This is a genomic window from Mesorhizobium sp. WSM4887 (assembly GCF_029625865.1).
Classification (GTDB): Bacteria; Pseudomonadota; Alphaproteobacteria; order Rhizobiales; family Rhizobiaceae; genus Mesorhizobium.
This window is the reverse complement of sequence record NZ_JARTVP010000065.1, coordinates 1-253: the sequence shown is the minus strand read 5'-3', so window position 1 is coordinate 253 and position 253 is coordinate 1. Positions and strand designations below refer to the sequence as shown.

The 253-nt window shown below is 92.9% G+C and carries 1 pseudogene; it reads right to left on the bottom strand.

The annotated features are described in order from the left end of the window. Positions 1 to 253: pseudogene (locus P9230_RS32495) on the bottom strand (hypothetical protein); the annotation flags it as partial.

Below are 253 nucleotides of genomic sequence, written 5' to 3'. Positions count from 1 at the left end.
CCGGCGGGGGGGGGCGGGGGGGGGCGGGGCGCGCGGGGCGCGGGGGGCGGCGCGCGCCGGCTGTCGCGGCCCCGCCCGCGCCCCCGCCGGCCGCGCCGCGCGCGCCGGCGCGCTCCGGGGGGGGGGGGGGGGGCGCGGCCCCCCCCGGGCGGGGGGGGGGCCGGGGGCCCCGCCCCCCAATTGTTTGGGGGGGGGGGTTGCCCGGGAGGGGGGGCCCGGGGCCGCGCGGGCCCCCCGGGGGGGAGCGGTTTGT